Annotated in this window: 20 protein-coding genes and 1 pseudogene; 3 read left to right on the top strand and 18 right to left on the bottom strand. The window is 54.8% G+C overall.

Going from position 1 to position 25,640, the window contains the following annotated elements; genetic code table 11:
- Nucleotides 1–49 precede the first annotated feature (49 nt).
- The 6 genes from moaE to typA all read right to left on the bottom strand — a co-directional run bounded on the left by moaE (nucleotide 50) and on the right by typA (nucleotide 6,281).
- Nucleotides 50–496: a molybdopterin synthase catalytic subunit MoaE gene (gene moaE / locus JCM2850_RS12185; RefSeq protein ID WP_025872151.1), complete on the bottom strand. Its 447-nt coding sequence runs from the start codon at nucleotides 494–496 to the stop codon at nucleotides 50–52.
- Nucleotide 497: 1 nt separating this feature from the next.
- On the bottom strand, nucleotides 498–749 hold the full coding sequence (locus JCM2850_RS12180) for a MoaD/ThiS family protein (protein WP_025872149.1): 252 nt from the start codon (nucleotides 747–749) through the stop codon (nucleotides 498–500).
- Nucleotides 746–925 carry a hypothetical protein gene (locus tag JCM2850_RS12175; RefSeq protein WP_025872147.1) on the bottom strand — a complete coding sequence of 60 codons (180 nt, stop codon included), beginning with the start codon at nucleotides 923–925 and terminating at the stop codon, nucleotides 746–748. The genes JCM2850_RS12180 and JCM2850_RS12175 overlap by 4 nt, the downstream gene beginning before the upstream one ends.
- A 14-nt stretch (nucleotides 926–939) precedes the next feature.
- Nucleotides 940–2,280, bottom strand: coding sequence for a DNA recombination protein RmuC (locus JCM2850_RS12170; RefSeq protein ID WP_025872145.1), 1,341 nt, complete (start codon nucleotides 2,278–2,280; stop codon nucleotides 940–942).
- Between the two features lie 199 nt (nucleotides 2,281–2,479).
- Nucleotides 2,480–4,201 (bottom strand): tetratricopeptide repeat protein, encoded by a 1,722-nt coding sequence (locus tag JCM2850_RS12165; protein ID WP_025872143.1) that lies wholly within the window; start codon nucleotides 4,199–4,201, stop codon nucleotides 2,480–2,482.
- 271 nt (nucleotides 4,202–4,472) lie between these two features.
- Complete coding sequence (gene typA / locus JCM2850_RS12160; protein ID WP_025872141.1) at nucleotides 4,473–6,281, bottom strand: translational GTPase TypA; 1,809 nt, start codon at nucleotides 6,279–6,281, stop codon at nucleotides 4,473–4,475.
- Nucleotides 6,282–6,641: 360 nt separating this feature from the next.
- On the opposite strand from typA, the gene JCM2850_RS12155 reads away from it, so the two are divergent.
- Together JCM2850_RS12155 and JCM2850_RS12150 are read left to right on the top strand one after the other, a co-directional pair.
- Nucleotides 6,642–8,024, top strand: a complete 1,383-nt coding sequence (locus JCM2850_RS12155; RefSeq protein ID WP_025872139.1) for a DEAD/DEAH box helicase — start codon at nucleotides 6,642–6,644, stop codon at nucleotides 8,022–8,024.
- 38 nt (nucleotides 8,025–8,062) lie between these two features.
- Complete coding sequence (locus JCM2850_RS12150) at nucleotides 8,063–9,466, top strand: DEAD/DEAH box helicase (RefSeq protein ID WP_025872137.1); 1,404 nt, start codon at nucleotides 8,063–8,065, stop codon at nucleotides 9,464–9,466.
- A gap of 124 nt (nucleotides 9,467–9,590) precedes the next feature.
- Here the strand turns inward: JCM2850_RS12150 and JCM2850_RS12145 are convergent, their stop codons facing one another.
- From JCM2850_RS12145 to JCM2850_RS19045, 8 genes and pseudogenes are all read right to left on the bottom strand, one after another.
- Nucleotides 9,591–10,004 (bottom strand): group II truncated hemoglobin, encoded by a 414-nt coding sequence (locus tag JCM2850_RS12145; RefSeq protein ID WP_025872135.1) that lies wholly within the window; start codon nucleotides 10,002–10,004, stop codon nucleotides 9,591–9,593.
- A gap of 1 nt (nucleotide 10,005) precedes the next feature.
- The gene (gene purT, locus JCM2850_RS12140; RefSeq protein ID WP_025872133.1) at nucleotides 10,006–11,208 is read right to left on the bottom strand and encodes a formate-dependent phosphoribosylglycinamide formyltransferase; all 1,203 of its coding nucleotides are present in this window, start codon (nucleotides 11,206–11,208) and stop codon (nucleotides 10,006–10,008) included.
- A 247-nt stretch (nucleotides 11,209–11,455) separates the two neighbouring features.
- Complete coding sequence (locus JCM2850_RS12130) at nucleotides 11,456–12,859, bottom strand: sigma-54-dependent transcriptional regulator (protein ID WP_036266118.1); 1,404 nt, start codon at nucleotides 12,857–12,859, stop codon at nucleotides 11,456–11,458.
- Nucleotides 12,860–12,896: 37 nt separating this feature from the next.
- Nucleotides 12,897–13,685 carry a TonB-dependent receptor domain-containing protein gene (locus JCM2850_RS24050; protein ID WP_369384892.1) on the bottom strand — a complete coding sequence of 263 codons (789 nt, stop codon included), beginning with the start codon at nucleotides 13,683–13,685 and terminating at the stop codon, nucleotides 12,897–12,899.
- Nucleotides 13,664–14,752, bottom strand: coding sequence for a TonB-dependent receptor (locus JCM2850_RS24045; protein WP_369384891.1), 1,089 nt, complete (start codon nucleotides 14,750–14,752; stop codon nucleotides 13,664–13,666). Before JCM2850_RS24045 ends, JCM2850_RS24050 begins: the two co-directional genes overlap by 22 nt.
- Before the next feature lie 23 nt (nucleotides 14,753–14,775).
- A complete protein-coding gene (locus tag JCM2850_RS24040) occupies nucleotides 14,776–15,255 on the bottom strand; it encodes a TonB-dependent receptor plug domain-containing protein (RefSeq protein ID WP_369384890.1) in 480 nt (159 codons plus the stop codon).
- 407 nt (nucleotides 15,256–15,662) lie between these two features.
- On the bottom strand, nucleotides 15,663–18,164 hold the full coding sequence (locus JCM2850_RS12120) for an ABC transporter permease (RefSeq protein ID WP_025872127.1): 2,502 nt from the start codon (nucleotides 18,162–18,164) through the stop codon (nucleotides 15,663–15,665).
- Nucleotides 18,161–18,861, bottom strand: a pseudogene (locus JCM2850_RS19045) (ABC transporter ATP-binding protein). Before JCM2850_RS19045 ends, JCM2850_RS12120 begins: the two are co-directional and overlap by 4 nt.
- 2 nt (nucleotides 18,862–18,863) lie before the next feature.
- On the opposite strand from JCM2850_RS19045, the gene JCM2850_RS12110 reads away from it, so the two are divergent.
- Nucleotides 18,864–19,514 (top strand): arylesterase, encoded by a 651-nt coding sequence (locus tag JCM2850_RS12110; protein WP_025872125.1) that lies wholly within the window; start codon nucleotides 18,864–18,866, stop codon nucleotides 19,512–19,514.
- Nucleotides 19,515–19,547: 33 nt separating this feature from the next.
- On the opposite strand, the gene tilS (JCM2850_RS19040) is transcribed toward JCM2850_RS12110, so the two are convergent.
- The 4 genes from tilS (JCM2850_RS19040) to dnaE form a co-directional block, all read right to left on the bottom strand.
- Nucleotides 19,548–19,826 carry a tRNA lysidine(34) synthetase TilS gene (tilS, locus tag JCM2850_RS19040; RefSeq protein WP_036266117.1) on the bottom strand — a complete coding sequence of 93 codons (279 nt, stop codon included), beginning with the start codon at nucleotides 19,824–19,826 and terminating at the stop codon, nucleotides 19,548–19,550.
- Nucleotides 19,823–20,944, bottom strand: a complete 1,122-nt coding sequence (gene tilS / locus JCM2850_RS19035) for a tRNA lysidine(34) synthetase TilS (RefSeq protein WP_051525403.1) — start codon at nucleotides 20,942–20,944, stop codon at nucleotides 19,823–19,825. Before tilS (JCM2850_RS19035) ends, tilS (JCM2850_RS19040) begins: the two co-directional genes overlap by 4 nt.
- A 138-nt stretch (nucleotides 20,945–21,082) precedes the next feature.
- On the bottom strand, nucleotides 21,083–22,072 hold the full coding sequence (locus JCM2850_RS12100; protein WP_036266115.1) for an acetyl-CoA carboxylase carboxyltransferase subunit alpha: 990 nt from the start codon (nucleotides 22,070–22,072) through the stop codon (nucleotides 21,083–21,085).
- A gap of 9 nt (nucleotides 22,073–22,081) precedes the next feature.
- Entirely contained in the window at nucleotides 22,082–25,531 is a 3,450-nt protein-coding gene (gene dnaE / locus JCM2850_RS12095) for a DNA polymerase III subunit alpha (protein ID WP_025872122.1), read from the bottom strand.
- Between the last annotated feature and the right edge of the window lie 109 nt (nucleotides 25,532–25,640).

Genomic DNA, 25,640 nt, shown 5'->3' with positions numbered 1-25,640 from the left:
CGCAATCAATGAAAGGGATTGAAATAATCAGAAACAATGCAGGTTGGCATTACCAGCGTTCACGGGCCTGATGATCAGTCCCCAACGCCTCCAGCCACTGCTCACCCTTGCTGCTGCTTTCCTTCTTCCAAAATGGTGCCTCGGTCTTGAGGTAATCCATAATGAACTCACAGGCAGCAAAGGCATCGCCCCTATGGGCACTGGCTACCGCCACAAGCACTATTTGATCTAGCGGCTGCAAAGTGCCTATGCGGTGTATCACCAGAGCGTTAAGGATAGGCCAGCGTGCCTGGGCTTGGGTCACGATGGCCTGCAGGGCTTTTTCCGTCATACCGGGGTAGTGTTCCAGTGTCAGGCTGGCGACGTTTTCTCCCAGGTTGAGATCGCGCACCTGGCCAACAAAAGACACCACTGCCCCTGCTCCGGCTGATTGCAGACGCAACTGCCTCACCTCTGCGCCCAGATCAAAATCTTCGGCTTGTACGCGCACAGTCATATTAGCCACCAGTCACAGGGGGGAAGAAAGCCACTTCATCCCCGTCCTCAATCACGGCATTATCTGCCACCAAAGCCTGATTAACGGCAGCCCGCAAACGCGGATTTTCGGCAAACTGCTGCTGCCAGACACCTCCCCGCGCTGCGAGTAGGCGCTTAAGCTGAGCCACATCAAGCGCTTGCGGCCAAGGCAGGCTTTCTCCCTCGCTTGCCAACACTTCACGCAGGCGGGCAAAGTACAGCAGCGTAATCATGCGCCTTTAACATCCTCGTCCGTGACAGGGCCGCGTTTACCATTAATCGCTTCCACCATCAGGGTCAACAACTTGGCCTTGTACTGCTCATCATCCATCAGGCTGGAGCTGAAGGTAATACCGAATTTGGCCGCGTATTGTTGTATCAACATAATCAAGCCTTGTTCATCACTCATGTGTTTCTCTTTCCTTATTCATCAATATCATTATCAGACAAAGCCAGGGCAGCCTGGCTTTCACCAGTGAGCTCCACGCTCTCAAGCTCCACGCGTTCTATCTGCGCAAAGCGCCGCGAAATTTTCTGGCTGGTGGTGTGTACATCCAGAGCATCTTCATGAGCCTGGCGTATATGGTCCGCCAGCTTCTTCATGCGCACATCAAAGCGCGAAAACTCTTTGGACAGTTTGCCCAGTTCATCCTTGATGATGTGCACCTGCTTGCGGGTTTCCACATCTTTGAGCACAGCACGTGCAGTATTCAGCACCGCCATCAGCGTCGTGGGGGATACCACCCAAACACGGCGGCTCATGGCGTAATCGACAATATCAGGATGGTAAGCGTGTATCTCCGCAAACACCGCTTCCGCCGGGATAAACATCACCGCACCATCAGAAGTCACATTGGCAATAATGTATTTGCTAGCGATATCGTCCACATGCTTTTTAACATCGGCCTTGAACTGGCGCTGCGCCGCCAGGCGCTCAGCATCGGTGATCTCGCGCTCCAACATGCGATGATAGTTTTCCAGTGGAAACTTGGAATCCACCGCCACCGTGCCAGTAGGCTCAGGCAAGAATAAGGCGCAGTCTACGCGCGTGCCATTGGCCAGCACATGCTGCATGGCATAGGCCGTCACTGGCATCACGTTACGCACCAAGGCTTCCAGCTGCACCTCACCAAAAGCGCCACGTGAGCGCTTGTCTCCCAGCAATTCCTGCAAGCTCACCACATTGGTGGTCAAGCCATCTATCTTCTTCTGTGCCTCATCTATGGTCGCCAGGCGTTCCATCACGCGCACAAAAGTATCATTGGTTTTCTTGAATCCCTCATCCAGGCGCTCGGAAACCTTGCCGCCTATCTGCTCCAAGCGGGTATCTACCGTCTTGGTCAAGGCTTCAATACTGCTTGTGAGCTGAGTCGTCGCCTTGAGCATGGTGTCCTGAATCAGCGCTTGCTCGGCCTTACCCTGCTCGCCCAAGGTGGTGTGCAAACGTTCCAGCATGGTTTCTCGGGTTTGCGCTAGATTAGCTGTCTGGCTGAGTTCCAGCGCTTTCATGGCATCACGGGTTTGTTGTAACTCTTGCGCCACCGCGGCACGCAAGCGCTCAGCCTGCTCATTTGAGGTGTGGTTAAGCCTGTCGCCTAACTTGTTGAGGCCATCATTCAGGTCGCGCAGCATATGCCTGTGCTTTTCTTCAAGCTGCTGCAACAGGTTTTGCTGTTCATCCTGCTTGTTGAATTGTCGGTAGGCAAGCCACAGCAGAACCAGCAGGCTGAGTGCAGTAAGAAATAGACTGAAAATATCTGTCATAGGGATGAAATTATACCCCATACGGCCCGGGCTTCTGCGGCAGCACTATACTTGCGCTTAAAAATGCACGAGGTTGGCCGCTAAAAAAACTGTGGGCTTGCAACGCAAGCCCAGCGGTCTAATTTCTGGATAGGGGTTTAAGCATCCAGCAATGTCATGTCATAAAAACATGACAAAGCTAAGCAGCATCAGCCATTGGCTACACCATCACGCGCAGTGACCAAGCAGTCACTTCGACCAACTCAGCTACCAGTAGATTCACTGCGCCCAGCAGCATCACTTTCATGCTATCCAAACTAAGCGCTGCCTTGGCAAAACGGCTGGCGGGCTTGATATCAAAGGCGATGCAAATACGCTCTTCCTCGGAATGGAAGGGAATGGTGCGATGGAACAAGGAAGATGGGAACAGCACGATATCGCCCACCGCAGGACGTATGGTCTTGACCGGGAAATCATCATGCATCTTGGGATAATCATCGCCATGGGTGCTGAACTCTATACTGCCATCATGTCGCCCAGGCACCTCTTGCGGCAGTGCCAGATAAACACAGCCGCTCAGCCAGCCGATTTCATGGATATGCGAGGTTAGATGCCCACCCTGGCGCATGCGCACGTACCAGGAGCTGGCAAACTCAATATCCTCGGGGAAAAAGCGCACTAGGTCACAATCCTGCCCAGCAAAGTGCTCTCCATAGGCCTGCACTTGCTCAACGATCAATTGCGCCAAATCCCTGAACGAAGCCTCCTTGCGCTTGAATAAATTACCCGCAGACTGCATGCCGTTATACAACCTGCCCTGCCTGCGCTCGGCGATATCGGTCAGGTCTATATCCTGCAGCAGATTGGCCAGCAAGGCACTGTTGCCCTCAGCCAGAGGCGCAATACTGCGATGGAAGACATAATCTACAGGCGTACGGCAGAAGCGATAGCCATCGGTCTGATTGAAGTTGGCTGCATAGTGCGCAGATAAGGTGGCGAGGAAAGGCGAAACATGTTCAGCCTGCGCCAGCAAAGGCTGCAAGCGCTGCTTGAAGGCCTCGTACTGGCCGGATTTATATAAACAATACAGCACCCGCTCCTGCCAATCCTCCAACTGGGAAGACTGGAAATACGGGATAGCCTCGGCAAAACGTTGGGCGTCATAAAGAAACTGCGCCATATTGAAAGCCGCAGCCTGGTGGTTAGGCTGCTGTGATAGCGCTTGCTGATAGCAAGCCACGGCCTGCTCCATATTGCCCTGGTCGCGGAATACTTCTCCCAGATTGTTGTAGGCATCCGCGTAATTGGGCTGCAACACGATAGCCTGACGATAATGGGCAACCGCTTGCTCCAGGGCACCGCGATCACGCAAGGCGGTGGCGAGGTTGAAATGCCCTAGCGCATGGTCAGATATTGCCAAGGCCTGCCGATAGCAGGCAATGGCATCATCCAGATGCCCCTGCTGCTGCATGGCGGTGCCCAGGCTGCCATAGGCTTCAAAAAACCCTGGCTCTATCACTACCGCCTGTCGGTAATGCTCTATGGCTTCATCCAGCAGATTGCGGCGCTGCAACAAGCTGGCAAGGTTGAAATGGGCTACAGCCAGACCAGGGCTGATGGCGATGGCGCGCTTGTAAGAGGCAATTGCCTCACTATCGCGCCCGAGTTGTGCCAGAACGGAACCCAGGTTGAAATGCATTTCTGAAATGGAAGGATTAAGCGCCAGGGCCTTGCGGTAAGTTTCGGCAGCCTCCTCAAACTTGCGCTGCCCTTCCAAGGCAACCCCCAGCACGTTGTAAACCACCAGGGCACCTGGATATTGCTTGAGCAGGCTTTTTGCCTTCAACTCTGCTGCGGGTAACTGACCAGTATTGTATAGATTGAACAACGCATGGACTTCACCTTGACCAGGTTGCCTGGCCGCTTGCATACCTTGTTTCATGCCACCATCCCATCATCCATTATATGCATTGCTGTTCTGAGGACAGCTATCTACCCCGCTTGGCGGGTGCAGTTTATATACCATACAGTATATTAAATGGCATTCTGCATGAAGGCTTGCGGGATTGGCAATAGGTCTGGGAAAAAATCCTGTACATCGAGGTAGGCAAATCCTAAACAGCCGATTCAGCTGCTAGCGCACAGCAAAAGTTGGGCGCAAAAAAAGCCCCGGTATACCGGGGCTTTGTTAACTTATCCTGAATCAGACAGGTTTAGTCCTTGGAAGCGCGCTTGCGCTCGTGTTCCAGCAGGTGACGCTTACGGATACGGATGTTCTTGGGGGTAATTTCCACCAGTTCATCATCATCAATAAATTCAACTGCAGATTCCAGGGTTAACTGCACAGGCGGGATCAGACGCACGGCTTCATCGGTACCGGAAGCACGCACGTTGGTCAGTTGCTTACCCTTGATCGGGTTAACCACCAGGTCATTGTCACGGCTGTGTATGCCGATGATCATGCCTTCGTACAGTTTGTCGCCAGGAACTGCGAACATACGACCACGGTCTTGCAGCTTCCACAAAGCGTAAGCTACGGCATCGCCTTGCTCGGAGGAAATCAGCACGCCGTTACGACGGCCAGGCATATCAGCCTTCACAGGCGCGTATTCATCAAAGATGTGCGCCATCAGACCAGTACCACGGGTCATGGTGAGGAATTCGCTTTGGAAACCGATCAGGCCACGCGCTGGAATCTTGTATTCCAGGCGGGTACGGCCATTACCGTCAGATTCCATGTTCTGCAGTTCGCCACGACGACGACCCAGTTCTTCCATCACGGCACCCTGACAATCATCTTCCAGGTCAACCGTCAGAATTTCATATGGCTCACACTTCTGGCCATCAATTTCGCGGTAAACCACACGTGGCTTACCCACGGCAATTTCATAACCTTCACGACGCATGTTTTCCAGCAGGATGGTCAAGTGCAATTCGCCACGGCCAGAAACACGGAAGATATCCGCATCGGCAGTATCTTCAACGCGCAATGCCACGTTGATCAGCAATTCTTTGGTCAAGCGGTCACGAATCTGACGGCTGGTCACAAACTTACCTTCAGTACCCGCCAATGGCGAGGTGTTTACCATGAAGTCCATGGTCAGGGTAGGTTCATCCACTGCCAGGATAGGCAAGCCAACTGGATTTTCACGGTCAGCAACCGTTACGCCAATACCGATTTCTTCAATACCGGAAATAATGACGATATCGCCAGCTTCGGCTTCTTCAACCTGCACACGCTCCAGACCACGGAAGCCCAGCACTTGGTTGATACGGCCTTGCGCTACTTGCTCGTCACCCTTCATTACGGTAACGACTTGACCTGGCTTGATGCGACCATTGCGTACACGACCAACACCCAGGCGGCCAGTATAAGTAGAGTAGTCCAGTGCGGAGATCTGCAATTGCAGAGGCGCATTGCTGTCACCAGCAGGTGGCGCTACGTGGCTCAGCACGGTATCAAACAGCGGACGCATATTATCTGAAGGCTTGCTCATGTCCAGCGTGGCAAAACCATTCAGTGCGGATGCATAAACTACTGGGAAGTCCAGTTGCTCATCGGTAGCACCGAGGTTGGCAAACAGATCGAAAGTCTGGTTGATCACCCAGTCCGTACGAGCACCTGGTCTATCTACCTTGTTGATCACAACGATAGGACGCAGACCCAGGGCCAGTGCCTTCTTGGTCACAAAGCGGGTTTGCGGCATTGGGCCTTCAACCGCATCAACCAGCAGCACCACGCCATCCACCATGCCCAGTACGCGTTCCACTTCACCACCGAAGTCGGCGTGTCCTGGTGTATCAACGATGTTGATATGTGTACCTTCATAGTTCACGGCGGTGTTCTTGGCCAGGATCGTGATGCCACGTTCCTTTTCAATATCGCCAGAGTCCATGACGCGTTCAGCCACCTGTTGGTGGGAGGCAAAAGTGCCAGCTTGCTGCAGAAGTTTGTCCACCATGGTGGTCTTGCCATGATCGACGTGAGCGATGATGGCGATATTACGAAGGGCGCGCGACATGTGTAATTACTCTATTGGCGAAAAAGTGCGCGATTTTAACACAAGATTTATTAAAACCTCGCATAAAACCTTTGACAAATTAAGGACAAGCTATATACTGCGCGGCTGATTCAATTCATAGCGAATTGATGATTCATCGCCCTAGCCTCTCGAAGCCCAGTGTAGTTTTTGCGGCTCTCTTGCATTTGTTACCGGTTAGTGGCTATGCCCGTGCGCCGGTAAGAATGCTAAAGAATTGAATTCATTTAGTCATTGCGCCTGAATATTGCTCGTCAGCAATATATCTATGGCTGCTTGCGCCCTTTTGAGACGTTGCAAAGATGCAATGTCTCTCCCGCTTTATCCTTGAAAGGGAAATTTGTGTCTTTTGAAAGTTTAAACCTCAATCCTGCCATCCTGCGTGCACTTGCCGAGGCTGGTTACACCACCCCTACACCTGTACAGGCTCAGGCAATTCCTGAAGTCCTGGCTGGCAACGACATCATGGCCTCTGCCCAGACCGGCACAGGCAAGACCGCTGCCTTTACCCTGCCCGCACTTAACCTGCTGGCAACCCCTCACCCAGCCAAGAGCCGTGGCCCACGTATATTAGTATTGACCCCAACCCGCGAACTGGCGGCTCAGGTTAATGAAGCTGCCCGTAAGTACGGCAAGTTCCTGCGCGCACGCACCGTGAGCATTGTGGGTGGCATGCCTTACCCACTGCAAAACAAGCTGCTGTCCCAACCGCTGGACATCCTGGTGGCAACCCCAGGCCGCCTGCTGGATCACATGGAACGTGGCCGTATTGATATGTCCCGTCTGCAAATGCTGATTCTGGATGAAGCTGACCGCATGCTGGACATGGGTTTCATGCCTGATATCGAGCGCATTTCTGCTGCCTTGCCTGGCGAGCGTCAGACCCTGATGTTCTCTGCTACCTTTGAAGGCCAGATTGCCAACATCGCCAAGACCCTGCTGAAGAACCCCAAGGTTCTGCAAATCGCCGCAGTGAAGGAAAAGCACGCCAATATCGAACAGAAACTGCTGTTTGTCGATGACATGGCACACAAGAACAAGCTGCTGGAGCATCTCTTGATTGCCCCAGAAGTGAACCAGGCTATCGTGTTCACCTCCACCAAGCGTCACGCTGACCTGCTGGCTGAAGACCTCTACGCTGCTGGTCACAAGTCTGCTGCATTGCATGGCGACATGACCCAGGGCGCACGTAACCGCACCCTGACCAAGCTGCGTCACGGTGATGTACGCGTACTGGTGGCGACTGATGTTGCTGCGCGTGGTATTGACGTTCACGGCATTACCCACGTCATCAACTACGACTTGCCTAAGTTTGCTGAAGACTATGTACACCGCATTGGCCGTACTGGCCGCGCTGGCAACACCGGCACTGCGCTGTCTTTTGCTTCCCATATCGATAGGCACCAACTGCGCAAGATCGAGCAATACACTGGCCAGCGTCTGGAAATCTCCGTGATTGAAGGTCTGGAGCCTAAGCGCCCAGCGCCTCGCACTGATCGTAACGACAAGCCACGCAGTGGCCGTCCTGGCGGTCAACGCCCAGGTGGCAATGGTGGCGGCTTCAAGTCACGTGGCCAGGGTTATGGCAATGGTAACGGCAACCGTGGTGAAGGCCGCTCTTTCGGTGATCGCGCTGCCAGTGGCCGCCCTGATGGCAACCGTGGTGGCGACGCCAAGCGTCATGATGGTGACCGCCCAGCACGCCGCCCACGCAGCTTCGCTTAATAGTCATTACTTTTTGTAAACACACTAAAAAAGACAACGTGAATACAGACACTATCAGCTTTGCCTCGCTCCAACTGGCGCCCGAATTGCTCAAGGCGCTGGATGAGTCAGGTTATACGACACCTACCCCCGTGCAAGCGCAGGCAATACCCATTGCCTTGGCGGGGGGAGATCTGATGGCAGGCGCGCAGACTGGCACCGGCAAGACCGCGGCCTTTACCCTGCCCCTGTTGCAGAAACTGCTACCACTCGCGAGCACCAGCGCATCACCAGCCCGGCACCCAGTGCGGGCCTTGATCCTGACGCCTACACGTGAACTGGCCATACAGGTGGAAGAAAGTGTTAAAGCCTATGCCAAGCACACGGCACTGCGTTCACTGGTTGTCTTTGGTGGTGTGGATATCAAAACGCAAACCCCGCACCTGATGCGCGGCGTGGAAGTCCTCGTCGCCACGCCTGGCCGTCTGCTGGACCATGTAGAACAACGCACGGTACAGCTGGGCCAGGTACAGATGCTGGTGCTGGATGAAGCGGATCGCATGCTGGACATGGGCTTTATGCCCGACCTCAAGCGCATTCTGGCTTTATTGCCCAAAAAGCGCCAAAACCTGATGTTCTCCGCCACCTTCTCTAACGATATCAAGAAGCTGTCGGAAGATTTTCTTAGCAATCCCACATTGATCGAAGTGGCACGCAGCAACGCCACCTCGGAAAATGTGACACAAAAGATTCTGCTGGTAGACAGCGAGCACAAACAAACTGTGCTGGCTGATCTGCTACGCAAAGAAGCCACCCAAGTTATCGTCTTTACCAAGACCAAGCTCTCAGCCAGTCGCCTGGCACGCCATTTGGAACGTGAAGGTATTGCCGCTGGTGCCATTCATGGCGATAAAAGCCAGCTGGAGCGTATCCAGGCACTGGATGCTTTCAAGCAAGGCACCATCACTGCCCTGGTCGCCACTGATGTGGCGGCACGCGGTCTGGATATCGACCAACTGCCCATGGTGATCAACTACGAGCTACCCAGCGCTGCGGAAGACTATGTGCATCGCATAGGCCGTACTGGCCGTGCCGGCGCCTCTGGCGTGGCTATCTCGCTGGTTTCCCCGGAGGAAGAAAAATTCCTAAAGGAAATCGAAAAGCTGATCAAGCGTGAAATTCCCAAGGAACAAGCCGCCGCGCCTAGCCGTCGTGAATCATCTTCACGCAATGAAGGCTCTCGTGAGCCGCGTGGCAGATTACGTTCTGAACCGCGCGCTGACAGTGCAGCACCAGCCCCGCGCCAGCGTAAGCCAGCACGCAAGCCAGAGGATGAATGGTTCTTCCAGCCTTATGAAGCCTCAAGCGACGCGCCACTGCCAAAAAGCGAGCAACGTCGTGACAGCAACAAACCCAAGAAGGAAATTGCAGCCTTGCTTGGTGGCTTATTGCGCAAGCAATAATTCCAGCAAAGGTCAGCTCTCAGAGCAGCCGCTAGTACGGCGGCTAGAGCAAGAAATGAAAAAGGCGCCTCTGGCGCCTTTTTAGTTGTTAGGGGCCGCTACAAGCCAGCACCATTTACTGCCTTCATCCTTCCCGATTGCGCATGAAGTCCGCCACGCCCCACAAGGCTGCACCCATCTTCTCAATCACCGCTTCATCCACACCCGTATCGTGCATGGCCTTGATCATGCAATACATCCATTGATCGCGTGCCGCCTCATCAACGGGGAAAGGCATATGGCGCATGCGCAGCCGTGGATGACCATAGCGCTCAATATAGAGTTGCGGCCCACCGGTCCAGCCAGAAAGAAACATGAATAGCTTTTCGCGTGCGGAGCTTAAATCCGCGGTATGTACGGCACGCAGCTCTGCCGCGCGCGGATCGCTATCCATGATGTCGTAGAAACGCTCCACCAGGGCGCGGATGTTGTCCGTGCCGCCTATCAGTTCAAACAAGGTGGCTTTGCTGCTGCCGGGTTCGCCTATCTTGTCCAGCATCTCAGAGACCATCCGCCGTCTTGACCAGGCTGGCAGCCAAGCGAGCGCGCTCACGCGCCTGCTCAACATCATCGCCTGTCGCCAAGGCCACCCCCATACGACGGCGCAGGAAAGACTCAGGCTTGCCAAACAGGCGTATATCAGACTCTGGCACCGCCAATGCCTGCTCTATGCCCGAGAACACCAGTTGCTGGCTATCCAAACCACCATAAATGACAGCGCTGGCGCCTGGCTTGCTCAATGCCACATTGACTGGCAAGCCAAGAATGGCACGTGCATGCAGGTCAAATTCGCTGAAACGCTGACTGCCCATGGTCACCATGCCAGTATCATGCGGGCGCGGGCTGACTTCAGAGAACCATACCTCATCCCCCTTCACAAATAACTCCACGCCAAACAGGCCCAGGCCACCCAGGCTATCTGTCACTTTGCGGGCAATCTCCTGGGCACGCTGCAATGCCACAGGCTGCATGGGCTGGGGTTGCCAGCTCTCAATGTAATCGCCCTGTTGTTGCAAGTGGCCGATAGGCGCACAGAAGCTGGTTTCAATTTCGCCTTGCGCATTGAGGGCGCGCACGGTCAGCAGGGTAATCTCGTAATCAAAGGCAATCTGGCCTTCAACAATCACCACGCCCTGATTCACGCGGCCTGCGGTTGCAGCATATTCCCAGGCCGCAGCAATCTGCTCAGGCCCGGTAATGCGCGACTGCCCCTTACCTGAAGATGACATGGTGGGTTTGATAAAGCAGGGATAGCCTATGCCGCCTTCTATGGCGGCCTGTAATTCTTGCTGACTATGCGCAAAAGCATAAGGCGAGGTTGGCAATTGCAGCTCTTCTGCCGCTAGCCTGCGTATGCCTTCACGGTTCATGGTCAGTTGCACGGCCTTGACCGTGGGGATCACGCGGGTTTGCCCGGCAGCTTCAATTTCCGCGAGCAAGGCGGTATTCAGCGCTTCGATTTCAGGCACGATCAAATGCGGCTGTTCTTGCGCAATCAAGGCGCGCAAAGCGTCAGGGTCTGTCATATCAATCACATGCGCCCTGTGCGCCACCTGATGGCCGGGCGCATCCGCATAGCGGTCCACCGCAATGACTTCTACACCCAGGCGTTGCAAGGCAATGATGACTTCCTTGCCTAGCTCCCCGCTGCCCAGCAGCATGACACGTGTTGCAACAGGGCTTAAAGGGGTACCGATCTTCATGAAAACTCCGGGAGTAATGGCGTGGAAAACGCTGGCAATGATACCACGAGCAAGCTAGTGCCGCCTGGGCTCAGCCTTAAATGCAGAAGGGGGAAAGCAGATTTTGTGCAAAATGTTGAGGCAAGTTTGATGCTATGGATGGTGCAGCATAAACTTGAAAAACAGCGAGTATTCAGGCTGGACAATGGCCTCACGCCATCGCTAAACCCTTAAGCCTAATTTCATGTCGCCAATAGTCGTGAGTGCATCAAGGTTTGATGCCATGACGCTCCATGCGATAGCGCATGGCCATGCGCGTAATGCCTAGCTGGCGTGCCGCCTCGGAGACATTGTTGCCGGATTGGCGCAAGGCATTTTCTATCAGCATTTTCTCGGCAGTATCCAGCGTGACACCGCTGTCCGGCTCACGGATCATTTCCACCGGAGAAATACTCATGCCCGGCAGCGCCAGGTCTTGCGGCATGATCTGGCTTTCACGGCTCAGCAACACCGCGCGGCTGATCTGGTGCTTGAGTTCGCGCACATTGCCTGGCCAGCCATAGTGGCGAATCATGCGCGCCGCATCCACAGAAAACGGTCTTGGTTCCAGACCATAGCGGCGCTCGGTCTGCGCAGCAAAATGTCTGGCCAGCAATAGCACATCATCACCGCGTTCACGTAGCGGCGGCATATTCATGGTCAACACATTCAGGCGGTAAAACAGGTCTGACCGGAAACGCCCTTCCAGCACCATCTGATGCAAGTCTCGATTGGTAGCGGCAACAAAACGCGCCAGCACCGGATGTTCCTTGGTTGCGCCCAAACGCCGCACCATGCGGCGTTCCAGCACGTTCAGCAACTTGGCCTGTAGCGCCAAGGGCAATTCGCCAATTTCATCTAGGAATAAAGTACCGTCTTCGGCCGCTTCTATGAGGCCGAAGCGTGAGCCTTGGGCACTGGTGAACGCACCTTTTTCATGGCCAAACAATTCACTCTCTATCAGTTCAGCTGGCAAAGAGGCGCAATCGACATGGACAAAAGGCCTATCACTATTGGCGCAAGATAAATGCAGCAAGCGTGCCGCCACATCCTTACCAGTCCCCGTTTCCCCCTGAATCAATACCGTGGGTGGAATGGCATCGGAAAATGCCACCAGTTGGGCAAAACGTTCAATCTGCGCCCTGGCACTGCTCATGGCAGGGCTGTCGCCCAGCAACTCCACGCCTTCTGTGGCATGGGTATTACGCTGGCGCGAGTAATCCAAATGGTGCTTGAGTTTGGTGGCAGCCTGGGCTTTTTCTATGGTGAGCAGCAGCTCTTCCAGGTCTACCGGTTTTTTCAGATAATCGGTCGCGCCCAGCTTCATCGCATGCACCGCATCGGCCACTTCGCCGTGCGCCGTCATGGAGATCACCGAGACGCCCCGTGTAACAAATTCGGGAAGCAGATCCAGGCCATTGCCATCAGGCAAACGCATGTCCAGCAAGGCCAGGTCCGGATTGAATTGGCGGGCAAGCTCACGCCCGTCCGCCAGGGTTTCTGCATGTTCGCAATCATAGCCCGCTTGCTGCAGCCGCTTGGCCACAGCGCGGGCAAAAATCACTTCATCCTCCACCAGCAACACCCTCACCTTGGGCCCGGCCACTGTGGGCTTGAGCTTGGTGTCTTGCATATAGTCTGGTGTTTGCATGGTGGAGATCTTTTAAGGTTTAGTTGGAAGCGACGTTTTTAGGACCGCCAAATTCCCAACGCACGCCTACCCAACCTGCACGTGGTGCACCTGGAGCGCGAAGGCTGGCACGGTGATCTTCGCCATTATCGTAAATACCGCTGGCACTGAAGAAGGACTCACCAATCATGCCGCCACTGCTGTACTCACGGTCAAAGATGTTGATGGCCTTGGCAAACAGCTGCCAACCATTCCCGAAGTTGTAACGGGTATCCAGATTAACCACGGCATAACCACCCAGCTTGGCGCCTTCACCTTGATCCTTGTTGTTCTCATTACCACGTGCATATTGGTCAGAGAACGCAATGATGTTGGTGCCTACGCTCCACTTCGGTGTGATGGCATATTCGCCACGGAACTTGAACTGATGGGAAGGAATACCGACCATGCGGTTACCCTTGCGTACATTGATACCTTCAACATCATCACCGCCAGCATCTTCACCAATTTCTACTCGGGAAGTATTCACCTCGTTAACGAGATCAAAGTTGCTCTGATAAGTGGCCTTGATGTAGCTATAGCCCACCATCCAGTTGAAGTTGCCAACATTACCTGCCAAGTTGGTATCAATACCCACACGGCGGGTCTTGCCCACGTTATCGAAGTAACCCATGCCATTGGAAGCATTGGCGTAGACGAACTGGATGTCATCAGTGTTCTGCGCACGATAGGCACTGGCAGACCAGCGGATATCTTCGCTGAACTTGCCACGTACACCTGCCTCATAGGTCTTGGCTACCACCTGCTTCAATGGTGGGTCACCCGCCATGGCGTTAGGCAGTTTGCAAGGTACAGCAGGTTGGCACAGCCCAGCTCAATCGAGGTTGGCGCACGGCTACCTTCGTTGTAAGAACCGTAAACCGTCAAATCCTTGGTCGGCGTGAAGTTCAGGCCAATGGCAGGGTTGATACGGTTAAAGGAGTGCTTACCAGTCAGGGTTTCTTCATCATCCGCTGGGGTGATGTGATCCAGATTGTCTACCTTGGTGTGGTTGTAACGGGCAGACAGAGTCAGGTGCCAGAGTTCGCTCAGTGACAGGGTATCAGTGGCGAATACGCTCCAGGTCTTGGTCTTGCCTGTGAGTTTGACTTGTTCGTCTTCCTCATTGAACAAGCCAACACCTGTCACGCCACGGCTATCGGTAAGATTGCCGTATTCGGTGAACTGGCTGAAACGAGTCTTGCTATGGTCATAGCCTAGGCCAACGATGAATTGGTTTTTGTAGGCCATCAGGTCTTGATTGAAGCTCAGCTGTGTGGTGAAACCATAACCAGTCTTGCGCGCACGGCTACGATTCAATGCGCCACCGCATTCATCTTCAGCTTCATTGCTGCCTGTACAGTCAGCCTGATATTCCTGATCATCCACATCGTCGTTACCGTCACCATTCAGGGTACGGGTGTTGGAGCTACGGTAGTACACGTTGCCACTCAGCATGACATCGCTGTTAAACCAGTGCGCACCTGTCAGGTTAAGGAAGGACAAGGTGTTACGCGTTTGGTCAGGGCGGGTCAGAATGGTTTTGCGGCCCAGGGTACGCAGCATTTCCGATGGGGTCAGGCCGTTGCCAATCATGTCGTTGTCAGCCCCGGTATAGCTCAGGTCCAGCTTGCTGGTTTCGTTTTGCCAACCCACCTTGGCAAAGAGCTGCCTAACATCGGTAGGAGAATGATCACGCCAGCCATCTTCACGGAAGGAGTTGGCAGCAACAAAGTAATCCACCGAACCATCCTGGGAAACTCCACCAAATTCAGCAGAACCAGTTTTACGGCCCCATGAACCTACGGACGCTTCCAGCGCACCGCCTTGGTTGTCACGACCACTCTTGGTTTGCAAGGACAGCGCACCGCCCAGCGTGTTCAACCGAACAGGGGGTTGGAACCTGGAATCAAGGACATATTGGCAATCGCGTTGACCGGGATCAGATCCCAGCTGACCACATCACCAAACGGCTCGTTCACACGTACACCATCTACAAATACCGACAGGCCCTGAGGCGTACCCAGCAAAGGCGAAGCAGAATAGCCACGGAAATTGATATCAGGCTGGAAAGGGTTGTTCTGCGTGTCGTTAACGTTAACGCCAGGAATATTATTCAACAGGTAGTCAGCAATTGTGACGCTACGCTGCTTTTTGAGTTGTGGCCCAGTAATCAACTGAATGCCAGCAGGCACCTGCTCAAGTGGCAAACCCAGGGATGGCAATGGAGTAGTTCCCACTACATTCACTTTATCTGTGGTCAATGCGTCATTGTCTGCTGCATGCACAGCAGTCAGCGCACAGACATTGGCCACTAGGACCGCAATCGCGCTTAGCTTGAAACTCTCTCTAATAGGCATAGATTTTCCTTCCGATGATTTGTTATAAGCCGGTGAGTTTTTATTTTTCCGGTGCTATGTCCTATCAAGTTTCATGCCTAGCACCCACATCAATCCAAGCGTTTGTATTCATTGAGTTATGGCACCAGCAATAAAATCATCTCACTGAAACACTGGCTACTAACAACCATAAAAATGGCTATAAACAACCAATATTGGTTGTTTATAGCCATATGTGTCAATGCTTTTAAGTGTGTTGAAATAGGATTTTAATCAACCCTAGCATCCATCCAGCCTCAGGTTTGCAGTGGATGAGAAGCAGCGCCTTTTGAACTGAGCGCAACAGTCTTTCCAAATCTACAGGCGTTTACAAACACACATAGTCACCCTGCATGATGTGCTGATCTGTGCTTATTAATAGCCAAACATCAAATACTCTGCAGCAATTGCCGCGGGGGTAAATTCAAGAACTTGCGCATGACCAGCCAAGCCGCCAGAGGCACCAACAGGCTGGAGAGCAGGATGACCAACAAAGCGCCCTGGGCATTGAAGATATAGGGAATATGGAAGACTTCCAGACTCAGGTAATAGGCAATGGCTGCTGCCCCCAATGTGGCCACCGTAGCTGCCAGTACGCCTATGATAGAAAACTCCACCAGTAAGGATGACACCACCTGCCGCCTGGAAGCACCCAGCACGCGTAACAAAGTAGCCTCTTGCACGCGTTCTTCCCTGGTAGCCACCAGGGCGGCATATAGCACCGCAAGCCCGGTGAGTAGGCTGAAGGCAAACACATATTCCAATGCATGGCTCATTTTGCTCATGATGTCGCGCACCTGCTCCAGCACGGCGGCGATATCAATGATGGTGAGATTGGGGAATTGCTTCACCAATTCATTCAGCACCCTGGTATCGCCTTCTGCCAAATGGAAGCTGGTGATAAAACTGGCCGGAAAGTTTTCCAGCACCCCAGGCGGAGTCACGGCAAAGAAATTGGCCCGCATGGTATCCCACTCTACTTTGCGCAAACTGCTGACCTCTAATGCAATACGCTGGCCCGCTACATCGTAGACCAGCTGGTCACCCAGCTTGATACCCATATCCTTGGCAATGCCCTGCTCTAGAGATATCCAAGGCTTGCCATGATCATTCGCTTGCCACCAATGACCCGCCAGCAACTCATTGTCCTGCTGCATCTCAGCAGCCCAGGACAGATTGAACTCACGCTCGGCCAGACGGCGCACTCTGTCATCCTCAAATTTCTCGGGATTAAGCGGCTGCTGATTGATTTCAACCAAGCGACCACGCACCATGGGAAACACCTCTACCTTGGCCAGGCCCGCCTTGCTGAAGAATTGCTGCACCGCGTCCACCTGCTCAGGCTGGATATTGATGATAAAGCGATTAGGTGCATCTGCAGGCAATGATGACTGCCAGCTTTGTAGCAAGTCGCCGCGCACAATGGCCAGCAGAATCAAGGCCAGCAGCCCCAGGCTAAAGCCCAGCACCTGCGCCACCACCAGGCCAGTTCTTCGCTTGAGGGCGGCCAAGCCCAGCAGCCATGCTCCGGTCACCCCTTGCGGCAAGCGCAACAGCAAGCGCATGCCACCCCAGGCCAGCAATGCCACAATCAGCAAGAGTGCCGCCAGTGCCAGCAGCACTATGCCTGCAAGCTTGATATTGCCAGCCTGCCATGTCACCAATCCCGCCAGGACCAGCAAGGCAGGCAAAAAATGCTGCCACTGCGCCTGATACTGGCTGCCCAGGTCACGGCGCAAAATGCGTAAGGCAGGTACCGCTTGTAAGCGTGATAAATGTGGCCACACCACGGCCAGCATGGTGGCAAAGCCAGACACCAGCCCGCCCACGGCGGGCATGATGCCAGGCGCAGGCAAGGTTTCCAGCAATAGCTTGCCTGCCAGCACCGCCAACCCGGCCTGTGCAGCAAAGCCTATCAACACGCCCAAGCCACTGCCCAACGCGGCGATTAAGAGTGTTTGCGAGATGAGGATATTGAAGATAAAACGCCTGGAAGCGCCAAAGCAGCGCATCAGCGCATAGCTATCCAGGCTTTTCTGTACATAAGGTTGGCTAGCCAGAAACATGGCCACCATGGCCAGAATCACACTCACCATCGCGGCCAGCCCCAGGAACTGCTGGGCTTTTTCCAGCGCGCTACGCATTTCCGGCCTGGCATCGGCCACATCCTGCACGCTCTCGCCGCGCGCCAGCTGGGGTTTAAGCCAGGCGGCATAATCCTCAACCCCATCTCCAGCCAACAGCAACTGATGGCGCACACGGCTGCCAAACTGCACCAGGCCGCTGGCTGCCACATCGGCGCTATTCATCATCAAGCGTGGGGCAATATTGAACATATTGCCACCACGCGAAGGCTCGCGCTGCAAAATGGCTGCAATGCGCAGATGACTCTCGCCCACTTCCAGCTGATCACCGACATTCACGCCCAAGTCGGTCGCCAGACGCGGCTCTATCCAGACCGTACCCGGCTCAGGCACACCGCGTGCAGCCTCACCGCCGCTGAGCATGGCAGCAGCGTCTACCTTGCGCGGCAAAATGGTCAGCTCACCGCGCAGCGGAAAGCCAGACGCTACGGCCTTGATTTCTGCCAGATGGCTAAGCTCGCCATGCATGACCATGCTGGGAAACTCCATGGTGCGCGTGACCTGCAACTGCCTGGCGCGTGCCTCATCGGCATAAGCTTCAGGTAGGGCATGCGCCGCACCCACCATCACATCACCGCCTAGCAGCATACCGCCCTGGCGCACCAGCGCAGACTCTAGGCGCCCGGTGAAAAAACCTACCGAGGTGGTTGCCGCCACTGCCAGTACCAGTGCCAATACCAGCACCCTGACCTCGCCCGCTGCCCACTGGCTGCGTAGCTGACGCCAGGCGATGTTCAAAGCCATCATGCTGATGGCTCCTCTTGCTGTAGCTGACCTTCATGCAGACGCAATACCCGCTGGCAGCGACGTGCCAACGTCATATCATGTGTGACCAGCACCAGGGTAGTGCCTGCCTCGCGTTAAGGCCAAACAGCAACTCCACTATCCGTTCGCCTGTGTGCTCATCCAGATTGCCTGTGGGTTCATCGGCAAACAGAATGGCAGGCTGCGGCGCGAAAGCGCGCGCTATCGCAACCCGCTGCTGCTCGCCGCCTGACATTTGCCGGGGGTAATGCCCCAGGCGTTGACCTAGGCCCACGCGCTCAAGAGCGCTCAAGGCGCGCTCTTTGGCATCTTTACGCCCTGCCAGCTGCAAAGGCAGCATGACATTCTCCAGCGCGGTTAAAGCGGGCATCAACTGGAAAGACTGAAAGACAAAGCCCATGCTGCGTCCACGCAGTGCTGCCCTACCATCTTCATCCAGGCTGCTGATTTCTGTACCACTGATGCGCACTTTTCCGGCACTGGGGCTGTCCAAACCCGCGAGCAAGGCCAGCAGGGTGGATTTGCCCGAGCCTGAGCTGCCTATGATGGCGATGCGTTCACCGCTGCTGACCTGCAGATTAAGATCACGCAGAATATCTAGCCTGCCTTCGTGCGTGCCCAGACCATTTTCTATATATTTACCCAACTCAACCGCTTCTACTGCCAAAGGTGTCTGCATCTATGAAATTCCGCCTTGTCCTGTTATGCATTATGGGGATTCTGCAACTTAGCCTGAGTTCGGCCAGTGCCCAGGCCGCCACTATCCTGGTCTACGGCGATAGCTTATCTGCCGCATACGGCATTCCGCGCGAGCAGGGCTGGGTTGCACTGCTGGAAAGCCGCTTAACATCACAAAATCAACCTCACCAGGTCATCAATGCCAGCATCAGCGGTGAAACCACCGCAGGTGGCTGGAGCCGATTTCCAGCGGCGTTGAATCAGCATAAGCCTGATATCGTGATACTGGAACTAGGTGCCAATGATGGTTTGCGTGGCCTGCCGATTGCGCAGATGCGCAGCAACCTGCTCAACATGATTCAAGCCAGCAAAAAATCCGGTGCGCGCGTACTGCTGCTGGGCATGATGATCCCCCCGAACTATGGCCCCAAATACGCGCGAGAGTTCAGCTTGAGCTTTACGGAAATTGCTCAGGAGCAGCAATTGCCGCTGGTGGCATTTTTCCTGGATGGCGTGGCGGGTCAAGCCGAGTTCACTCAGGATGATGGCTTGCACCCCAAGGCCAATGCGCAAGGCAAGATACTGGATAATGTCTGGAAAGGCTTAAGCCCTATGCTCAAGGGGGGTACGGCCAAGAGTGGCAAGGTCAATTGAACCTGCTAAACACGCAAATGCCTGTTCTTGAATTTAGGCTGATTTGAGGCTGGCAGGCTGCCAGCTGATCACCAATCCTGCCTCGCCCGGGCCTGCCTGCAAATGGCTGGCCACACCCAAACCCGGAATAATGGCCAGCGTTTCGCCCAGGTAAAGCAAAGGCAGACGTTCGCGCAACCAGGGCGGCACTTGATGCTCATGCGTTAATTGCTTGAGCGTGCGGGTAGGTCGCTTGGCATCCGGCTTCATGCGCTCACCGCCGCTACGATAACGCAGCAGCAGCGGCTGATGATCAAGTTGGGCCAGGCTCAAGCCCTCGCCTCTACTTGCTGTAGCAGCAAGCGGCCATTGGCAGGTAAATCCCACTCGGTTTCTCCCTGCCAATGCAGCTCAGTCTGCGGGGCAAGCATCAACGATTCACTCAAAAATGCCATTTCATGCAAACTGGGCGCTGCATTCAGCCACGGCGCTTGCGGTAAAGATGGCTCGAGGCTCAGGTAGGCATAGTCCTGAAAGCGCCTTAAAAACACATCCTGCTGCACCAGGACCTTGACCGTTGCGGTGGCCACCGCCTCTAGTAACTGTTTGCGCATTTCCTGCAACCTACGCGTGCCTGGCATATGCAAACCAAAACTCGCCAACCACCAACGCAGCACATTGCGCGCACGCGCTTCACTTAACAGGGCCAGAGGTGGCAGGTGCAAGCGACCTTGATCCAGCAGAGGCGCAGCATCCAGCTGCGCCAGTTCATCCAGCAGCTCAGCAGATTCCGCCAGGTGGCTGGCCGAGCGCGCCAGATTACGCTTCACCGCAGGAAAGCGCTGCTCCAGCAAAGGTAGCACTTGATGACGGCAGAAATTACGGTCGTAATGGGTATCGCCATTGCTCTCGTCTTCCACCCACTTCAGGCCTTGTTGCTGCGCATAGGCTTCCAGCTCGCTGCGGCTGGTTTCCAGCAAGGGCCGCAGTAAACGGCGCTGCTGATCTGCACTCGCCATGGCGGCCAAGCCTTTGCTACCCGAGCCACGTATAAGTTGCAGCAGCAAAGTTTCAGCCTGATCGTCCTGATGATGGGCCAAGAGTATGTGATCAGCATCGGTGGCCAGCAAGGCGGCATAACGCGCCTGACGCGCACTGGCCTCCACTCCTAGGCCAGAATCACGGTCTACCTCTACCTGCTGGCTTGTGAATGCCACGCCCAGCGCCTCACACTCGGCGGCACAAAATGCCGCCCAGGCATCCGCATTCGGGCTTAAGCCATGATTGATGTAGAGCGCACTGAGTTGAATATCGAGTTGTGCATCACCTTGTGCCTGCGCCAGCAATTGCAGCAATACGCGTGAATCCAGCCCCCCGCTCAAGGCCAACAACACTTTTTGCCCGGGCTGGATGCGGCTATTGAGAAATTGTTGCAGGCGCTGGGTCAACATGGATGAAATTCTTGGCGGTTAGAGTCTGCCTGGGCAGCATATTGATAAGCGCACTGGCTGGGCAGCACGCAGAGATAAAAACAAGTGCTGTAAAGCAACAGGGCCAGCCATTTGGCCAGCCCTGTTGCAGCATAAAGCTTATTTGACTGGCACTTCCTTGAACTTGCCATAGCTCATGAGACGTTCATGACGCACTTCCAGCAAGTTATCTACAGATTTCACCTGTAGACGGGATAGCTCATCGGCAATGGCACGACGCAGGTTCTGCATCATGTCCTCAGGCGCACGGTGAGCACCCCCCATAGGCTCAGGCACAATGCGATCCACCAGGCCCAAAGTCTTGAGGCGGGCAGCGGTGATGCCCAGGGTTTCTGCAGCTTCAGAGGCCTTGTCTGCGCTCTTCCACAAAATGGAGGCACAGCCTTCTGGCGAAATCACCGAGTAAGTGGAGTATTGCAGCATCATAAGATGATCTACCACACCCAGCGCCAGCGCACCGCCGGAACCACCCTCGCCTATGATGACGCCAATAATCGGCACCTTTAGCTCGGTCATGACATAAAGATTACGCGCAATCGCTTCGGACTGGCCGCGCTCTTCTGCGCCAATGCCTGGGTAAGCCCCTGGGGTATCAATCAGCGTGATGATAGGCAGGTTGAATTTCTCGGCCAGGCGATACAGGCGCAAGGCCTTGCGATAGCCTTCGGGGCGCGGCATACCAAAATTGCGATACTGACGCTCTTTGACGTCCCTACCCTTTTGATGGCCAATCACCATGACTGGCTGGCCTTCAAATCTGGCCATGCCACCTACAATCGCCGGGTCATCAGAGAACGCACGGTCACCATGCAATTCTTCAAAATCGGTGAATATGCCACGGATGTAATCCAGGGTGTAAGGGCGTTGCGGATGACGCGCTACCTGGGAAATCTGCCAGGCGGTGAGCTTGGCGTAGATATCCTTGGTCAGGGTTTTGTTCTTTTGTTGCAGACGCTCGATTTCCTCGGAAATATCGAGGGCGGAATCATCCTGCACGTAGCGTAGCTCTTCTATCTTGGCTTCGAGTTCAGCAATCGGTTGCTCAAACTCAAGGAAACTGGTTTTCACGTTTTGGGCTTTGACGTTCATGTGAGGGGCTCAATTATAAAGGATTTTCACGTTTTCATCGCTGAGCCAGCCGCGCAAGCCATGCAATAATTCATCATGCAGCTCCACGCGCCAGTCTTCGCCCAGCATCAACTCTACCCTGGCGTCCTGATTATGGTATTCCACCTTGACCGCACAACCCCGGCCTGCAGCAGGTGAGCCTGCCTTGCAGTAAGGCTTGAGCAGTTCACGCAGCTTGACCGCATCGGCCTGGCCATTGCAGGAAATCTTTAACAGATTGGCATAGGCGCTGCGCGCACTGGCAATATCACTAAGGCGACGGGCATTGACGCGCAAGCCGCCAGAAAAGTCGTCATTGCTGACCCTGCCCTCAACGATAAGCAACTGGTCTTCTTTCAGCAGTGCACCGCTTTCATTGAGCAACTCGCCACCGACAACAATATCCACGCGCGCGGACAAGTCATCCAGTGTCACAATCGCCATCTTGCCGCGCCCGGTCATGCGCACGCGTATGCCCATGACCACACCCGCCATCAGCTGGGATTGATCGCTGGGCTTAAGATTGGCCAGGCTGCTGCGCACAAAGGTGTTTACTTCCTTTTGGTAGGCAGAGTAAGGATGGCCGCTGAAATAAAATCCCAGCGCCACTTTTTCTTCCAGCAGGCGTTGCTTGTCTGGCCAGGGCTGGGTTTCAGGCAACACATGAATGGCGCTATCTATGACAGAGCCAAACAGGCTGTCCTGCCCGGTAGCCGCGCCACTTTGTTCAGCGGCACTGATGGCCAGACTGACACCAGCCAGCACGGCAGCGCGATTAGGCTCCAGCTTGTCAAAGGCTCCGGCCCGGATCAGCGATTCGATCACGCGGCGATTAACCTTGCGTAGATCCAACCTATGGCAAAAGTCGAATAAGTCCTTGAATGGACCACCTTCATTGCGTGCAGCGAGTATCAGCTCAATCGCTGCCCAGCCCGTGCCCTTGATGGCACCCAGGCCGTAGAGCATCTGTTTATCATTAAGCGGCTTGAAGCGGAATTCACTGCGATTGATATCCGGCGGCAGTACTTCCAGACCATTGGCAATGCAATCGTCATAGAACAAATGCACGTTGTCCGTGTTGTTCATATCGGCCGAGATGGTGGCCGCAAGGAAAGCCGCAGGATAATGCGCCTTGAGATAAGCCGTGTGGTAAGCCACCAGAGCATAAGCTGCCGCGTGCGATTTATTGAAACCGTAGCTGGCAAACTTTTCCATCAGGTCAAACAGTTCGGCCGCCTGCTTTTCCGGTGTACCGTTCTTGACCGCGCCTTCGACGAAAACGGCACGCTGGGCGTCCATTTCCTCTTTTTTCTTCTTACCCATGGCGCGGCGCAGCAAGTCAGCGCCACCCAGGCTGTAACCCGCCACCACCTGCGCAATCTGCATTACCTGCTCTTGGTAGACCATAATGCCGTAGGTCTCCTTGAGGATAGATTCAGTGGCCGGATGCGGGTACTCCACGCGCTGCAAACCATGTTTGCGGCGGCAGAAATCGGGAATCAGATCCATAGGACCGGGGCGGTACAGCGCCACTAGGGCAATAATGTCTTCGAAGCAGTCAGGCTTGGCCTGCTTCAGCATGTCTTTCATGCCGCGCGATTCCAGCTGGAACACGGCAGTGGTATTGGCCGATTTCAGCAGCTGATAGCTGGCCTTGTCATCTATGGGCAGGGTCTCGAAATCCAGCGGTGGCTGGCCTTTCTCCGCACGCTGCTTATTGGCGTTTTCCAGGGCCATATCCAGGATGGTCAGGGTACGCAAACCCAAGAAGTCGAACTTGACCAGACCTACGGCCTCGACATCGTCCTTATCGTACTGACTGACCACGCTTTCGCCACCGGGCTGGCAATAGATGGGGGAAAAGTCAGAAATCTTGCCGGGTGAAATTAATACCCCCCCGGCGTGCATACCAATGTTTCGGGTCAAGCCTTCGAGGCGTAGCGCCAGCTCCAAGAGCTCGCCCACTTCTTCTTCCTGCTCGCGGCGCTCCTTGAGCTGCGGCTCTTTTTCCAGCGCATCGCTTAAGCTGATGCCCAGTTCATTGGGAATCAGCTTGGCTACGCTATCAACAAAGTTGAATGGCAAATCCAATACCCGGCCCACATCTCGAATCACGGCCTTGGCGGCCATGGTACCGAAGGTGGCAATTTGCGACACCGCATCCAGGCCGTATTTGCGCTTGACGTAATCAATAACGCGATCACGGCCTTCCTGGCAGAAGTCAATATCGAAGTCGGGCATGGAAACCCGGTCTGGATTCAGGAAACGCTCAAACAGCAAGGCATAGCGCAAGGGGTCTAGGTCAGTAATCCCCAGGCTATACGCCACCACCGAACCCGCACCGGAACCCCGGCCCGGCCCTACGGGTACGCCGTTATTCTTGGCCCAGTTGATAAAGTCGGCCACGATAAGGAAATAGCCAGGGAAGCCCATCTGGATAATGATGCTGGTCTCAAACTCCAGGCGCTTCATATATTCATCGCGCTTGGCATCACGTTTGGCTTCATCCGGGAACAGCACCAGCAGGCGCTGCTCCAGCCCATGCTTGGCCTGGGCAATCAGATACTCATCCAGACTTTCGCCATTGGGTGTGGGGAATTGCGGCAGATAATTCTTGCCCAGGGTCAGCGTGACGTTGCAACGCTTGGCGATTTCCACGCTGTTGGCCAGCGCTTCAGGAATATCGGCAAACAAGGCACTCATCTGTGCCTGGGTCTTGCAATATTGCTCTTGCGTGAACAGCTTGGGCCTGCGGTTATCTGCCAGCACATAACCTTCGGCAATACAGACCCGGGCCTCATGTGCCTTGAAATCATCTTCGGTCATGAACTGCACCGGGTGCGTGGCCACCACTGGCAGTTCCAGCTCACTCGCCAGGGCCAGGGCACGGGCAATATAGCTTTCCTGCTGGGCATGGCCCACACGTTGCAGCTCAATGTAGAAACGTTGTGGGAATAACTCCGCCCACTGGCTGGCAAGCTGTTTTGCCTGTGCGGCATTGCCTTGCAACAGCGCCTGACCGACATCGCCCGCCATCGCGCCAGATAACATGATCAGGCCAGCGCAACCATCCTCCAGCAGCCACTCGCGCTTGATCTCGGCGCGGCCTCTATACTGGTTTTGTAGAAAAGCGCGGCTCAGCAAGGCGCAAAGGCGCAGATAGCCGTCATGGGTCTGGCACAGCAGCAGCACGCGGTGCGGCTGATCGCGCTTGGCCTCGTTTTCCAGCCAGATATCGCAACCTATCAGGGGCTTCAGCCCCTTGCCACGGGCGGATTTATAGAACTTGACCGCACCGAAGAGATTGCTGAGATCGGTCAGGGCCAAGGCTGGCATCTGGTCAGCCGCGGCATGCTTGACGTAATCGCCTATGCGCACGGTGCCATCAACCACGGAATACTCGCTGTGACAGCGAAGATGGATGAATGCAGGAGAGTTCATAACTGGATGGGATTTTACCTGATTCAAGCCGTCTTGATGGCATGAACTTGCCCCTGCCCCCGCCTGGCCTCAGTGCAAAACTGGGCGCTTGAACGGGCCAAAAACAGCT

The sequence above is a fragment of the Methylobacillus glycogenes JCM 2850 genome (genome assembly GCF_000617925.1).
GTDB lineage: Bacteria > Pseudomonadota > Gammaproteobacteria > Burkholderiales > Methylophilaceae > Methylobacillus > Methylobacillus glycogenes.
This window is presented reverse-complemented; position numbering and strand designations above follow the sequence as displayed.